Annotated in this window: 13 protein-coding genes and 1 tRNA gene; 5 read left to right on the top strand and 9 right to left on the bottom strand. The window is 33.4% G+C overall.

The window, feature by feature from the left end; genetic code table 11:
- Positions 1–88: 88 nt before the first annotated feature.
- From G7050_RS06855 to G7050_RS06845, 3 genes are all read right to left on the bottom strand, one after another.
- The gene (locus G7050_RS06855) at positions 89–1,138 is read right to left on the bottom strand and encodes a tyrosine-protein phosphatase (RefSeq protein ID WP_185154948.1); all 1,050 of its coding nucleotides are present in this window, start codon (positions 1,136–1,138) and stop codon (positions 89–91) included.
- Positions 1,139–1,761: 623 nt separating this feature from the next.
- Positions 1,762–2,286, bottom strand: a complete 525-nt coding sequence (locus G7050_RS06850; protein ID WP_166113048.1) for a hypothetical protein — start codon at positions 2,284–2,286, stop codon at positions 1,762–1,764.
- A 105-nt stretch (positions 2,287–2,391) separates the two neighbouring features.
- Positions 2,392–3,291, bottom strand: a complete 900-nt coding sequence (locus G7050_RS06845) for a class I SAM-dependent methyltransferase (protein WP_166113045.1) — start codon at positions 3,289–3,291, stop codon at positions 2,392–2,394.
- 316 nt (positions 3,292–3,607) lie between these two features.
- Here G7050_RS06845 and G7050_RS06840 point away from each other — a divergent pair, with 316 nt between their 5' ends.
- Together G7050_RS06840 and wzx are read left to right on the top strand one after the other, a co-directional pair.
- Positions 3,608–4,444, top strand: a complete 837-nt coding sequence (locus tag G7050_RS06840) for a class I SAM-dependent methyltransferase (RefSeq protein ID WP_166113043.1) — start codon at positions 3,608–3,610, stop codon at positions 4,442–4,444.
- Positions 4,445–4,488: 44 nt separating this feature from the next.
- Positions 4,489–5,922 (top strand): O-unit flippase-like protein, encoded by a 1,434-nt coding sequence (wzx, locus tag G7050_RS06835; protein ID WP_166113040.1) that lies wholly within the window; start codon positions 4,489–4,491, stop codon positions 5,920–5,922.
- Here the strand turns inward: wzx and G7050_RS06830 are convergent.
- Complete coding sequence (locus G7050_RS06830; protein WP_166113037.1) at positions 5,919–6,995, bottom strand: glycosyltransferase family 2 protein; 1,077 nt, start codon at positions 6,993–6,995, stop codon at positions 5,919–5,921. The two genes, wzx and G7050_RS06830, sit on opposite strands and share 4 nt — an antisense overlap.
- A 332-nt stretch (positions 6,996–7,327) precedes the next feature.
- Here G7050_RS06830 and G7050_RS06825 point away from each other — a divergent pair, with 332 nt between their 5' ends.
- Complete coding sequence (locus G7050_RS06825; RefSeq protein WP_166113034.1) at positions 7,328–7,519, top strand: hypothetical protein; 192 nt, start codon at positions 7,328–7,330, stop codon at positions 7,517–7,519.
- Positions 7,520–7,555: 36 nt separating this feature from the next.
- On the top strand, positions 7,556–8,860 hold the full coding sequence (locus G7050_RS06820) for a lipopolysaccharide assembly protein LapB (RefSeq protein WP_166113031.1): 1,305 nt from the start codon (positions 7,556–7,558) through the stop codon (positions 8,858–8,860).
- Positions 8,861–8,971: 111 nt separating this feature from the next.
- Here the strand turns inward: G7050_RS06820 and G7050_RS06815 are convergent, their stop codons facing one another.
- The gene (locus tag G7050_RS06815; RefSeq protein ID WP_166113028.1) at positions 8,972–9,721 is read right to left on the bottom strand and encodes a LytTR family DNA-binding domain-containing protein; all 750 of its coding nucleotides are present in this window, start codon (positions 9,719–9,721) and stop codon (positions 8,972–8,974) included.
- A 26-nt stretch (positions 9,722–9,747) separates the two neighbouring features.
- On the bottom strand, positions 9,748–11,541 hold the full coding sequence (locus G7050_RS06810; RefSeq protein WP_166113025.1) for a histidine kinase: 1,794 nt from the start codon (positions 11,539–11,541) through the stop codon (positions 9,748–9,750).
- Between the two features lie 153 nt (positions 11,542–11,694).
- On the opposite strand from G7050_RS06810, the gene G7050_RS06805 reads away from it, so the two are divergent.
- Positions 11,695–12,861 (top strand): VWA domain-containing protein, encoded by a 1,167-nt coding sequence (locus G7050_RS06805; protein WP_166113022.1) that lies wholly within the window; start codon positions 11,695–11,697, stop codon positions 12,859–12,861.
- Between the two features lie 59 nt (positions 12,862–12,920).
- On the opposite strand, the gene G7050_RS06800 is transcribed toward G7050_RS06805, so the two are convergent.
- The 3 genes from G7050_RS06800 to def form a co-directional block, all read right to left on the bottom strand.
- The gene (locus G7050_RS06800; protein ID WP_166113019.1) at positions 12,921–13,535 is read right to left on the bottom strand and encodes a TetR/AcrR family transcriptional regulator; all 615 of its coding nucleotides are present in this window, start codon (positions 13,533–13,535) and stop codon (positions 12,921–12,923) included.
- Positions 13,536–13,905: 370 nt separating this feature from the next.
- Positions 13,906–13,978, bottom strand: a tRNA-Pro gene (locus G7050_RS06795).
- 77 nt (positions 13,979–14,055) lie between these two features.
- The gene (gene def, locus G7050_RS06790; protein ID WP_166113016.1) at positions 14,056–14,667 is read right to left on the bottom strand and encodes a peptide deformylase; all 612 of its coding nucleotides are present in this window, start codon (positions 14,665–14,667) and stop codon (positions 14,056–14,058) included.
- Between the last annotated feature and the right edge of the window lie 12 nt (positions 14,668–14,679).

The raw sequence follows: 14,679 nt of genomic DNA, 5'->3' as shown, positions 1-14,679 counted from the left end.
CAAACCTTTGTTGCTGATTACCTAAAACAACAGTCAACAAAATATCTAATTTAAAATTTAGAGGTTTAAGCCAATACAATAGAAAATTCTAATAGAGATACTTTTCTCTGAATTTTTGGATATCTACTCCTAAAACATCAGTCAAATAATTTTCGACTGAACCATGATCTTTTTTTATCTGATCTATACCTGCCATCAAAAAATCCTTTTTAACTTGAAACAAAGGTTTCAAATTAGGATTCTGAGCTATGTATTGAGCATATTTGTCGCCAAGATAAGTATTAGAAGACAAATAATCATCAATAATCGTATTTTCATCTACCCCCAGAGCAAATAATACCAGAGCAGCTCCCATTCCGGTTCTGTCTTTACCCGCCGAACAATGAAACATCAAAGGAACATCTTTTTCCTCTTGTAACAAGGTGAAAAAATCTTTATATTTGTTTACACAAGATGTATCGCTTACCAACAATACATTCATTTCCATCATAGCACTATCCATTTGCGATTCTTTAAGATCGGTTAAACTTTTAGCTGCTAATAAATTACCGGGTGTAATAGAATAAGCATAATCCGTTTTAACAGAAGCAGGCAATCTATCGGGAGAACGTTTAATTTCGTCAGGCGATCTGAAGTCTACTATCGAAACCAAAGAAATACTTGACAAATAGTTAAGATCATCATCTGTCAAGGTATGTAGATCATCTGACCTGAATATCTTACCCCACTTTATATATTTTCCGTCTGAAGTTTTAATACCTCCCAAGTCCCTGAAATTATATCCTCCTGTCATAGGTAGATGGCGTTCGGCCAGAATGGCTTTACCTTCGGGAGTTACCAATTGAAAATAAGTCCGGATACTATCAGGTACATTCAAAGAAAAAGTACCGCTACCCTCCCCTTCTGCTACAGGTTTCGAAAAATCTATATCTTCTACCGAACTTCCGGCATACAATATCCATTTACCTGACGATTGTATATGCAATTCGGCAGATTTAGTTTCTTTATTTCTTATGATAGATGCTTCACCCGATACATCTTTACCCGAATACTGAGCTTTATCTATTTTCATATTTGAATCTTTACATGAGATCATAACCGATCCCATAACTAATAAACTTAAAATAATTTTTTTCATAATTATATAGTAAGGTCCGAGACCTTTTATTCATTGAATAAATACAAGTAATAATAAGTAAAAGAAAATTTATGTACGACACCTTTTATAAAGGTATAACTATCTACGACTATTTTGCATATCCAAGTAATAAATAGTTCTGAAAACTTAAATAGATGAATTTACTTAAAAATCTACAGTTATCCAAAAATGGGTTATCAACAATTGTATTATGTATTATTTATTCTTCTTTAAACTAAAAACTAATATGGTAGTAATAATAGCCTGTTGAAACTGTTTATTAGTATTTCGTATTTTTCTTGCTTTTTAAGTTACTATTAAATTTATGCAGACTTATATACATTTATCAACATTTTTTAGCATACTCATATAGTATGGTTTTCTGACTGTTATAGACTTTATTAAACGGGTGTTGATAACTATGAGTGTTTAAAAGTTTTATTTATTCACATTGTTAATAGTTGTTGATAACTGTATGATATTAAAAACAAAGATTTATGCTTAATAATTTTGTATTTCATGAATATCTTATATACTATTAGAGCTATCAACTTTGCAACTTTATTTTTCAGAAAATTATCAACAGTTATCAACACTTTATTGACAAGCATTCTTTTTCTCTTTTATTTTTTAGGAGGAAGGTTTTTACTTATATAGTTTTCAAGCTTCTTATTCTTTATCATTTTTTCGTACTTTTCTATATTAGCATCTTTGTTCATAAAGGCTCTGTTTTTATTATAATAAGCAACAGCAGCTTCTATTCCTGCTGCAGAAGCCTTAATACGGTCTGCATTCTCATTTTCTATGGCATACTTACTCCATCCCATACTAAACGGTATCAATAATTGTGGATTAGTATCTACGAAATTCACCACTTTAGTATCTACTTCTACTGTCACAGCCGGACTGCCGACAAGCCATTGCATGAAAAAAGTTGCAGCATTTTGCCTTTTATCATTGTCCATACCCATCGAACGCCATAAATACCAGTCTATAGCTTCCTTTATTTCAGGTTCATACTTATTGTAGTCTTCCCGTAACAAAAAAGAGTATTCTTCAGGAACATTGTATTTAGGAGTAGTATTTGTTTGTGCAAATCCCATCACAAACACAAATATAAATGTGAATATAAAAACAGACTTTTTCATAATGTTTATTTTAAGTAAAAGAACGTATTTAATGAGCGTTTTAAGACTATAACAATTTATAGCTGTTTTGCTTACCTGAATAATAAATAATTCTGCTAACTTATTTTATTTTATTTTATTGAATCTAATAAAAATGCTTAGAGGTAATCTTTTCCCCGATTTTTCGGGTATTAAAAGTTCTCCATATTGATATGATTTGATAGCAGGAAAGTAATTTTTAATTAAGTTTTCAGCTATGACCGGCGAAAATCCCATCGAATAGAGATTAAGTATAAGAAATGAATTTTCGTTCTCTAGTAATTCATGGCAGATCGACATCAGTTCTGCTATGTTTTCTTCCAGAATCCATCGTTCGCCATCAGGACCACGACCATAAGCAGGAGGATCGAGAATAATACCGTTGTATTTTTTGCCTCGTTTTATTTCACGTCTGCAAAATTTGAGAGCATCTTCGACAATCCATCTGATATTATCGAGATTCGAAGCCTCCATATTTTCGCGTGACCATGTAATAACCTGTTTAACAGAATCTACATGGGTAACATCAGCTCCTGCACTTTTCGCAGCAATAGAAGCACCTCCTGTATAAGCAAAGAGGTTCAATACTTTGGGTTCACTTACATCGAAGCTTTTGATGGTATCATAAATAAAATTCCAGTTTTCGGCTTGTTCGGGAAATATACCTACATGTTTAAAAGAAGTAAGGCCTAAACGAAATTTAAGGTGCATATCCTTATAATCATAGTTAATAAACCACTGATCGGGCATTCCTTTTTTCTGAATCCATTCTCCCCTTTCGCTACCATCCTGTGACGATTTTCCCTTTTCGCGTCTGAAAATAGCATCAGCCATGTCTTCCCATTCTTTTTCCGGCAGCGATTTTTGCCATACTGCCTGAGGTTCGGGTCGTACCAGGATGTGTTTTCCGAATCGTTCGAGTTTTTCATAATTACCCGAATCTATTAACTCATAATCTGTCCAGTGCTGAGGTTCTAAAAGAAGCATAAAGTGGAGTTTTTTTAGTAAAATATCTAAGTACAGCATTTAAAACTGAATCTAAAATGCAATAAATAGATAGTACATAGTACTTAATATCAAGGCAAAGATACGATATTTGTAATATTTATCTACTTTTGAAAAGACTCATATTTCAAGTAGCAGAAAGTATTTAATATTGCATTTTAAAGCTATAATTACCAATTGTTTTTATACTTGGATGGACAATAAATACGTCTGAGACCGTAAAATAGTTGAGATTTGTTATTTTTTTGGTTTGTAAATGAAAAATACAACAATAAATATTTACTAAACTTCACAGATTATGAACGATCACTTAGTCACCGCTTTTGATTTTAATTCCGATGAATTAATTGAGTTATTCGATGAATTACCCTTTTGGGCTGCTCCTTTTGGTTTGAAACTACTCGAAAATGTAAGGATGAGAAAAAACAGCACTGTTCTTGATATCGGATTCGGAGCAGGTTTTCCACTTACCGAATTGGCTATGAGATTCGGTAAATCGAGTAAAGTATATGGGATAGATCCGTGGGAAGCAGCTATTAAAAGAGCTGAAAAGAAAATAGCTTTTTATGGAATCGACAATGTAGAAATTATCAGAGGTGTAGCCGAAAATATACCCCTTGGAGATAGATCGGTTGATTTAATAACGAGCAATAACGGATTAAATAACGTTTCGGATCTGAATAAAACACTGAGTGAATGTTCACGTATAATGAAGAGTGTGGGACAATTCATTCAAACCATGAATCTTAGTGAAACCATGATTGAGTTTTATGATATAATGGAAGAAGTGTTGAAAGAATACGGCATGCAAACGGAAATCGATGCTATGTGGAATCACATTTATAGGATGCGTAAACCTCTCGAAGAACTTGTAAGCTTGGTCGAACAAAACGGATTTTCGGTAAAAAAGGTCATAAAAGATCAATTTAATTATACTTTTGCCGATGGATCGACCGTCTTGCAGTACTATTTTATAAGACTTGCTTTTTTAGATAGCTGGAAAAATATTGTATCCGAAGATAAACAAGCTGAAATTTTCGAAATCATTGAAAACAAAATGAATAAGATAGCAGAAGATCAAGGTTTCTTTAAACTAAGCATACCTTTTGCTGTTATTGACAGTGAGAAAATTTAAGTTTACAAAACTATCATTAAATATTCTCTTTTACTTAATTTAAAATGTCCGGAAATAACCATAATAAAATAATAATAACCAAAGCCGATATTATCTGGAGCTATGTAGCCCAGTTTTTTAATATGGGAGCAGGTATTATTATTTTACCTGTTATTCTCAAAACACTTCCACAAGATGTTTTAGGCATATGGTATATTTTCCTCACTATCGGTACATTTGTCGCACTGCTCGATTTTGGCTTTCAGAGTGCCTTTACCCGTAATGTAGCTTATGCTTTTGGCGGTGCAACCACGCTGCTTAAAGAGGGGATCGACCCTTCGGCACCTGTAATGGATCGACCTAATTATGCTTTGCTCAAAAGTATAATAAAAGGGATGAAACTTTTTTATGGAGCAGCATCACTTGTCATATTGGGTTTGCTTACCGTTTTAGGATCAATTTATATTCTGCATATATCTTCATCTCTTAATAATTCTGACGATATACTCACTGCCTGGTTTATTTATTCGGTGGCGGTATCTATCGAGTTTTTCTATCTTTATTATAACTCTTTACTTTTGGGTAGAGGACTGATAAAGGAGAATAATATACTCATTATTATTACCAAATCGGTATATATTGCTGTGACTGTTATTGGTTTGATGTGTGGATATGGTATTATTTCGGTTTCGATTGCCACATGCCTGTCTGTCATCGTAAATAGAATTTTTGCCCATCGTTTCTTTTTTAAAAACGGATTGAAAACGCTGTTGAGAGAAAGCTCCTACTATTCACAAAACATACTCCCTATTATACGATACAATGCCTCTAAGGTGGGATTGGCCGAATTGGCAATATTCTTTACTACACGTGGCAATATCTTTTTTGCTTCGCTGTTTCTTCCATTATCGGTGGTCGGTCAATACGGGTTAACCATGCAATTGATATTGTTTATAAGCCGTATATCGCAACTTTACTTTCAGACACATATGCCTCTTTTTACTCAATTTCAGATTGAGAACCGCAAGAACGACATTCGCAAAATATTCAGCGAAAGTGTCTTTATTATGACTTTTACTTATCTTTCCGCTGCATTAATTATAGTGTTGTTTGGCAATCGTATTTTAGAACTCATTCATAGTCAAACCTATTTTTTACCCACACTTCCTTTGGTTCTATTATTTGTGGTTTATTATCTCGATGTCAATCATGTGCTGCCTTTATTACTTTTAACTACCAAAAACAGAATACCTTATCTGTACGCGTCGTTATTTTCGGGATTTAGTATAGCCTTACTTTCGCCACTCTTTATGGGTGTTTTCCATTGGGGAATATATGGTATTATTTTGGCGACGGGTATGGTGCAATTAGTATATCACAACTGGAAATGGCCTTTGGTAGTATCAAGAGATTTAGGTGTGTCTTATCTGCAAATTTATAAAATAGGATATAATTCATTGTTGCAAAAATGTAGGAATATTTCAGGGCAATCTGCTTAATGCTTTTTAGCCTTTATACTCTTTCTGAATAATTTCCAGACAAATGGGAGATTGTATCTGATAAAAACAAAAAAGTTCATATACATATCATACAGATAAATATGCTTTTTCACATATAGCATTACTGCTATTTTATTCAATTGCTCATTGAGCGATTGCCGGCTATACGCCTTTAAACAATAAATATTTTCTCTGTTCCACTGCTCTTTTAGTATAGATATTCTTTCCGAAAAAGGTTTTTTCCACTGCGGACGATAAATAGTCCGTATTGCCCTGTAAAATAAAAATCCATTATTAGCTTTCCAATAATAAATACTGAGAATGCTAAAATTAAATTTTTCAGTAAGTGTTTCTAATATTTCTTTTTCAGCATAATAAGCTTTTATTTCGGATTCATACGGATTATGAGAATAGGAGAGTGATACATCGGATGAATGAATTGTATAGTGATATCGAGCTTCCGAAACTGTACGCAACGATTGCATGTATTGCATGTAATTAAGAAAAAAGAGAAGATCTTCTATAAAATGGATATGCGTATCAAACCGTAAATTATGCTCATTTATCACATCCGTTTGATACAGTTTTGCAAAAGGATAACCATAACCCAAGATGCGTAATTGAAGAAAAGCACGAGCAAATTTTTCCCGATTATATTGTTTGTCAGGAAGTAAACATTTTATAGCCGATTCTATTTGCGTATCTTCAAAACAGCTTTGAATAACTATTTCTTTATCAGGGTTTTTGTTGGTTCTGAAAAAAGCCGATAGATATTCCTTTTCAACCCAATCGTCGGCATCTACGAAGCAAATGTATTTTCCTCTGACATTCTCTAAACCAAGATTGCGTGCACTTGATACCCCGTTGTTTTGTTTATTAATTATTTTTATCCTGCTATCTTGTGCAGCATAATTTTCACAAATTGACAAACTAAAATCGTTACTGCCATCATTTATTATGATCAATTCAAAATCAAGAAATTCTTGGTTTAAAATGCTTTCAATACACTTCGATAGTGTCTTTTCAGCATTATAAACCGGAAGTATAACTGATATATGAGGAAGATTATCCATTATGATAGTCAGGTTTTAAACCTTTTATTGTTTTGGTAAATATAATAAATTATTACAGATGACCATTTATTAATAAATCTGAATATTTTACAAGCAATGGAACGAATAATAATTTTTTTTATAATTATTTTCTATTGTTTTTGTTAAATGATTATTTGGTAAATAAGAGAATGAAAAATTAAATTTACTTTGTGATTCAAATAATAGCTAATACTGTCATTAAATATTATCTATTTGATATTGAATCTAATACACATAAACTATGAAGAATATTAGTAATTATCTTGTATTTTCAGCTTATAAATACACCCAATCATAAAATTTTAGAAACTATGAAACTTAAGCATTTATTATTAGGCATTGCATTTATTGGTTGTTGCGGACTTTTTTTGACTTCTTGTGAAGATGAAATGGATTCGGGGCATACTGTAGGTGGTAAAGATCCGGATAGTATGAATAGATCTACCCAGAATGAAGTAAATGATACTATATTTATTACTACACCTATTTTTGAAAACGACTGATATCGTTTAGTCTATTTATAACCAAACTTTTTTGTGATGAGGACTTTAACAAACTTTCTACTACTGTTTTTTATATGTTTATTTTTTTCTTGTAAAAAAGATAATACCTCCATTGATTTATTAAAACAAGCTCAAAATATAGCTGAAAGCAACCCTGATTATGCTTTAACTCTTTTGGATTCTATTTCGAATCCTGAAAATATGGATAAGGATAATTATATGCAATATATTGTAATACAGGTACAAGCAAAACAAAGATCAAAACAAGATATTACAAACGATACTCTGATTTTTGAAGCACAGCGGTATTTTGATAAAAAAAATAATGCTGAACAAGCTGCATTGGCACACTATTTTGCGGGTAGAGTATACCGTGCTAAAAATATGTCCGATGAAGCCTTGGAGTCTTTTTTGCAGTCGGAACCATATGCAATACAATCTCGTAACAATGTATTGGCAGGTAAAGGCGTGCATATTATGGGAAATTTGTATTATGAGCAAGGAATTACGGATACAGCTATTGTACTTTATAAAAAAGCTTTGAGTTATTATGAGAAAGAAAAAGATACAGATAAATATAAGATGCAAGTTGTAAATGAAATAGGTCGTGCTTATGATGAAATTAAAGATGTAGATAGTGCTTATGTTTATTTTCAGAAAGCTGAAAAATATGCTGATACACTGGGTGATAAGGAATTTAAAGTTGCTATATCGAATAATTTAGGATATATTTATTTTCGTATGAAAGATTATGATAAGTCTTTAAATTATCTAAATAATGTCCTAAAACAAACTTCAGATGCCAAAATTTATGCTAAAACATATCTTATTTTATCTGATTTATATAATGCTAAAAATCAGCCTGATTCAGCTAGGTATTACATTGATCTTTCAGAAAAAAGTTTAGCTGAAATAGGAGATAACCAAACTTTAAAAGTTTTATATAATTCTTTTGTTGATTATTGTAAACAAATAGGTGACTACAAACAAGCCTTATATTATAAAGAACTAGGAGATTCGATTAAAAATGTGATCACAAAAAATGAGCGTCCATTATCCCTTTTAACTGCCGATAAAAATTTTCATTTGGATCAGAAAGATAAACAAGTCGATCAGTTACGTAAGTATGCATATCTATATCTCTTGGTTGGAATAGTTATTTGTATCATTTTATTAGTATTTGCAGCAAGTATATTCAAGATACATAAGAGAGATAAAGAAGAAATAAAACTTCAAAAAGAGAAGTATCGAAGAATAAAAGATCAATTGCTGGCGATGGCCGCCGAATATAAAGATATAGAAGCCGAAATAGCGGCTATATTAGATGATGAAGATGATTAATTAGTTATAGGAAAACAAAAGGTTTGTATTAAAAAGGCTGTAGATTAAGTAATCTACAGCCTTTTATTTTTATAGCTGCAAATAGTTCTGAGAACTTAAAAGAATGCACACTTATTTGAATACTTGTAAAAATTCGTCTTTATAACTTGGCGATATTTCTATTTCGGTATTATCATCCAAAACAACATATCCGCCCGAACCTTTATGATACGATTTTACAAAGTGGATATTTATAATATGCGATTTGTGAACCCGTATAAAAGGGTAGGGAAGTATCTCTGTAAAATGCTTCAGAAAACGGCATACCATCTTTTTACTTTTGTCGGATAAATAAATATCGGTAAAATTGCCATTGCCTTGGAGCCTGATTATATTCTCCATTTTGATGACTTCAAAACCTTCCAAAGTAGGTAATATTACCTGTTGCTTTTCGGGTTTAGGTTCCCTGAAATTTTCTACAATAATTTTATTGCGATTAAAGATTTCGTTATTGATAATGTGCTTTTGTACTTTGTTGACTGCCAGAATAAGTTCTTCGATGCTTAAAGGTTTAAGCAGATAATAGGCTGCACTTTGGTTTAAGGCCCGAAGCGAGTATTCAGAAAAGGCGGTTACAAATATAGTTTCGAAATACAGGTCTTTACATTCATCCAACACATCAAAAGCATTTCCGAAAGGCATCTCCACATCCAGAAAAACCAGTTGGGGTTGTAGTTCATGGAGTATCGAAATAGCCTCTTTGCTGTTGTGTGCTTCGCCTACGACTTCTATTTGCGGACAATATTTTGCCAAGTAACTTTTGAGAGCTTCACGAGCTGCCGATTCGTCTTCTACTATTACACTTCTTATTTTTTGTAGCATATTTTTAAATAAATAGTTCTGAAAACTTACTTTAAGGTTAGAGGAAAAGTTATGATAACAATAACCCCTGTTTCATTCTTTGTTTTTTCGCTGATGTCAATCGTTATTTTACTTTTATACAAGTTATTTAATAACCCGATCCGTTCGAGTGTATTGTTCAGTCCCCTTGATTGATGGATTTTCTGGTGCTTTGTTTTAAGTTCCTTGCTCTTACTCAGTCCTATCCCGTTATCGTCTACAATGACTTGTAAATAGCCTTCGTGCTGTTTTACGGAGAGTATAAGTAGTCCGTTACTTTCTTTATACCTTAATCCATGCCAAATAGCATTCTCAAGTTGAGGTTGTATAAGCATATTAGGAACCAGAATACTATCTGTATCCAAAGAATTATCTATCTGTATCTGGTATGAAAATTTATCTTGGAAACGCATATGCTCCAGATCAAGATATTCCTGCAATTGCTCTATTTCGGTAGCTAAGGTAATGAAATCCTTATTCGAATTCTCCATGATATTACGCATTAGTTTAGAATACGAGGAAAGGTACTTATTAGCTTCCAATTCGTTATTTTGTGCAATAAAATGATTGATACTATTCAAACTATTGAAGATAAAATGAGGATTCATCTCGCGGCGTAACGATTGTAAAGCAATCTTTTTATTCTTTATTTTAATAGAATACAATGCTTTGATGGTGAAAATAAGAAATATAAGAATCAATACAATCAGAGCGATAAGGGCATAGTTCAGAATATTCTTTTTCTTTATAAGCTGTTCATTCAAAGACCGTTCTCTCTCCAGTTGTTTTATTTTATCTTCGTTTAATTGCAGTAGACGGGCATCCATGAATGAGCTGTCTGATTTAATTGTGGTTTCTAACCGATTCATAAAATCACCATATAATTCTAAGGCTTTTTGCGTATTCTTTTCTTTTTTGTATTGATCGATAAGTAGTTCAACACTTTTTTTAGCCTCCATAGTATGACCTTCCTCCATGGCTAAATTATAAGCATCCTGTAATGACGAAATTCCCTGAGCTGTATCGTGTCCCTCAAAATAAGCATTCGATAACGATTGTAATTGTTCTACCTGAATCTTGGTATCTTGTGTTTTTTCAGCCTCTTTTACCAATTTTTTATTGATATCGATAACCTTGTCGTGGTTATTCTCGGCAGCATATATGTTGGCAATGTCTTTGTTTATCTTTATAATCTCTACAGGCTTTTTGGCATCCTTCAGAGCGTATTCCAGATTATTGATGGCTTCTACCTTATTATCCATTTCAAGATTCACCTCTGCCATTTGCTGATAAGCATTGGAACGATCCTCCGTATTGGCAGATTTCTCCAAAAGATTTATATTCCTCTGTATATAAGATGATTTTGCTTTCGGGTTCGAATTGTTTATCAATCGTTGGGCATCGTTTGTATTTATTGCCTGTTGAATCTTATCTTCCGATACTTTACCTGCCAGATTATAACTCGATATGGCCTCTGACAATTTGTTTTGCTGCTCTTGTACTTTAGCTATTTCTCTATCTATATAGGCTATCTTTTCCTTATTTTTCAGTTTCTCATATAGCTTCTTAGCCCGATTAAGGTAATCTTCGGCTTTGGCATATTCTCCCTGAGCAATTTGTTCTTTCGCCGTCTTTTCGTATTCTAATGCAACCTTTTCGTCCGGTTCACCATCTTCCAACGACTTACTTAAGTCGAATATGGCTTTGCTTTGCGACTTACGCCCTTTGCTATCCTGAGCTTCAATTGAGCCTTGTGACAGTAAAAAAGTAATGACCAGGTATATTAAATATCTTGTATACATATATTTTGTACGATTTAGAATGTAAAGTAAATACTTTTAAAACAGTTACATTCTATGTTTCACCTATTCAAAGAGGGGGTTCACCCATTCTAATCCAAATATTATTTTCCGAAGATATACATTTGAACCAGAAACACATAAATTAATTACGATATGAAAAAGTTATTATTGTCATGTTCAATGTTATTTTCCTTTGCTTTTATGGCTTTAAGTTGTACACAGGCAGCTCCACGAAATATAGTGGAAGAGAAGGAAATTGCTGCACCCGTTAAATCTGCCAATGCTACAAAAATTCAGGTAGCCATTCTTTTAGATGTGTCGGGTAGTATGGATGGGTTGATCGAGCAAGCCAAATCGCGCTTATGGAATATTGTTAATACACTTACGACACTAAAGTATAGAGGAGAGTCTCCACAGATAGAAATTGCCCTCTATGCCTATGGAACTGGTAATAGGTATGAAGGAGATTATATGTATCAGATAACTCCTTTGACAACCGATCTGGATTTAATCTCAGAAAAACTCTTTGCACTTAGAACGAGCGGTAGCGAAGAGTATTGCGGAACTGCCATAAGCCGAGCAACAAAAGAGTTGGAGTGGGGGAGTAACGAGTCGGATATGAAACTAATCTATATTGCAGGAAACGAAATATTTGAACAAGGCAGAATATCCTATAAAACATCTATACCTCAGGCTCTCAGAAAAGATATATACGTAAATACGATTCATTGCGGAGACCCCGAAACGGGCATACGTGATTTGTGGAAAGATGCCTCAGTCAGAGGAAAAGGTAAATTCTTCAATATAGATTCGAATGCCAGAGTACGTTACATAGAAACTCCTTACGATGATCGTATAAGTAGTTGTAATCAACGGTTGAATGATACTTATATCAGTTATGGACAATTAGGATATGAAAAACAGGCGAATCAGGTCACTCAAGATAGAAATGCAGCATCGATCTCTAAGGCTAATTCTGCCGAACGTATCGTAAGTAAATCAAAATCGGTGTACAAAAACAGCTCATGGGATTTGGTGGATATGGTGAAAGATGATGGTGCAGCTTTGGATAAAATAAAAGAAGAAGAACTTCCTGCTGGACTACAGGGCAAATCGAAAGATGAAATTAAACAGCTGGTTACTCAAAAAGAAAAAGAAAGGAATGATATTCAAAAGGAAATAGCCGATTTAGCCAAGAAGCGTCAGGAATATATTGATAACCAATCTCAAAACGATCCGGATGGTGAAGATTTAGGGAAAGCGATAAGCGAATCTCTTCTGGCATTTGCCAAAGTAAAAGGGTACACTGTCGAGAATTAAGGTCTCAGACCTATTTATTATAAAAGAGTCAGAGGATAAGCATTATTCTTTGGCTCTTTTTACATGAATCCGGGTTTCTTAAGCAAGGTATAGAAACGAAGGTAAGACGATCGTATATCTTTGGTATTTATATTTATATAATTACTGAAAGCCGAGAATATACCCAAGCCTAGAGGAATGGTCATAAAAGATTGTGCCACATAATCGAGTTCGATATCTGATCTTATCTCACCCGTTCTCATAGCCAGTTGAATAATGTTTCTCCATCCGTTAAACTCTTTTTCGGATAATACATTCACTTGCTCCGTAAAATCTTTGCAGTGTTCGGATGCCTGAAAGATGAATTTGAAAAAATAAAAATCAGTAAGTTTAAAAGAAGTTACCTCTTTCAGCAGGTTAATATGGCTCTGACGGCATTTAATAGAAGCATATATCATATTCTGTAACGAAGATTTTTCATCTTCCTGAATCATAGAATAACTCGAAAAGGCAGGCATTAAATACTCATTCACCACTTCTTCGAAAATCTCTTCCTTACTTTTGAAGTGATGATAAATAGCTCCCCGCGAAACCCCGGAGGCATTTTGTATTTTTTGCATAGAAACGGAACTGTAACTTTCGGTGAGGAATAAATTAAATGCGTTTTCCAGTATTTTTTTCTTCGAGGGATTCATTTATCAATTATTATTAAGGTCTCAGACCTATTAATGCTTATTTGGGAAATAAGTATACTTTGTTATGCCTCTATGGCATAGCATCAAATGTTATTGCTTATTAAGTTACAAAAAGTATTTAATGTCGTATTTTAAAGCTATAACTACCAATGGGTGTTATACTTGTATGGACAATAAATAGCTCTGAGACTTTAATATAGTGTGTCAACATTACAAAAATAAGAATTATTCGATAACAATACCGCATATGTTAACGAAAAATGATATTTGGGATATGAAAATCCAAGTATTGATTTGGATAATACCCTTTAGGATACCCTAATTTGTTTTGTACAAGTACTGAAAAATGGATAAATATACTTGTAACCTGTCGGGATGAGACGACTCGAACGTCCGACCTCCACGTCCCGAACGTGGCGCGCTACCAACTGTGCTACATCCCGAAATATTGCCTTACAAAAATAAATTAATTCTTGTTTTTAAGCAATATTTCGAATCTGTTTTGTTACGAAAAATAAGATTACTCGTTTATTTCAGGGCAAAGTTTGTCTATAAATAGTACCCCTTGCAGATGGTCAAATTCGTGCTGGAATATAATACCCGTAAAATCACTTTCGCGTGAATATCCCTCCAATCTTTCTTGAACCAGATTTCCGTTTTCGTCAGTATATTCCACATCAACCCAAGGATAACGGATAGAATTTCCACTGATTCCGGGTATAGATAAGCAACCGTCGCGTTCGAAGCATATAGTTTCTTCCGGATGATTTACTATTTTGGGATTAATGGCCACTATTACCGGATAATTTGCCTTATCGATGCGAGTAAATAAGAATACGTTTCTGGCTATACCAACCTGAGGTGCAGCAATGCCGACTCCCGATTCGGCCGCCATAGTTGCCTTAAGTCGATCTATTAATAACTGAAGATCTTCCGACTCGTTTATATTTTCAATATCAGAACATTTTTGTCTCAGAAAGATAGAATCTTGTTGGTCTGTAACCTTCAGTACTCTAAATGGAGTTTCTGTCGTTCCGCTATTTATCAAATCTTTCTCGTCTTGGGTAAATTGTGCCATACTTTTTACTGAAAAGAGAGTTAAAACTATTAGTAATACTAAAGAGAGTTTCATATACTATATTTT

The sequence above is a fragment of the Dysgonomonas sp. HDW5A genome, from assembly GCF_011299555.1.
Lineage (GTDB): Bacteria > Bacteroidota > Bacteroidia > Bacteroidales > Dysgonomonadaceae > Dysgonomonas_A.
The sequence above is the reverse complement of the archived record's forward strand: the minus strand, read 5'-3'. Positions and strand labels throughout refer to the sequence as shown.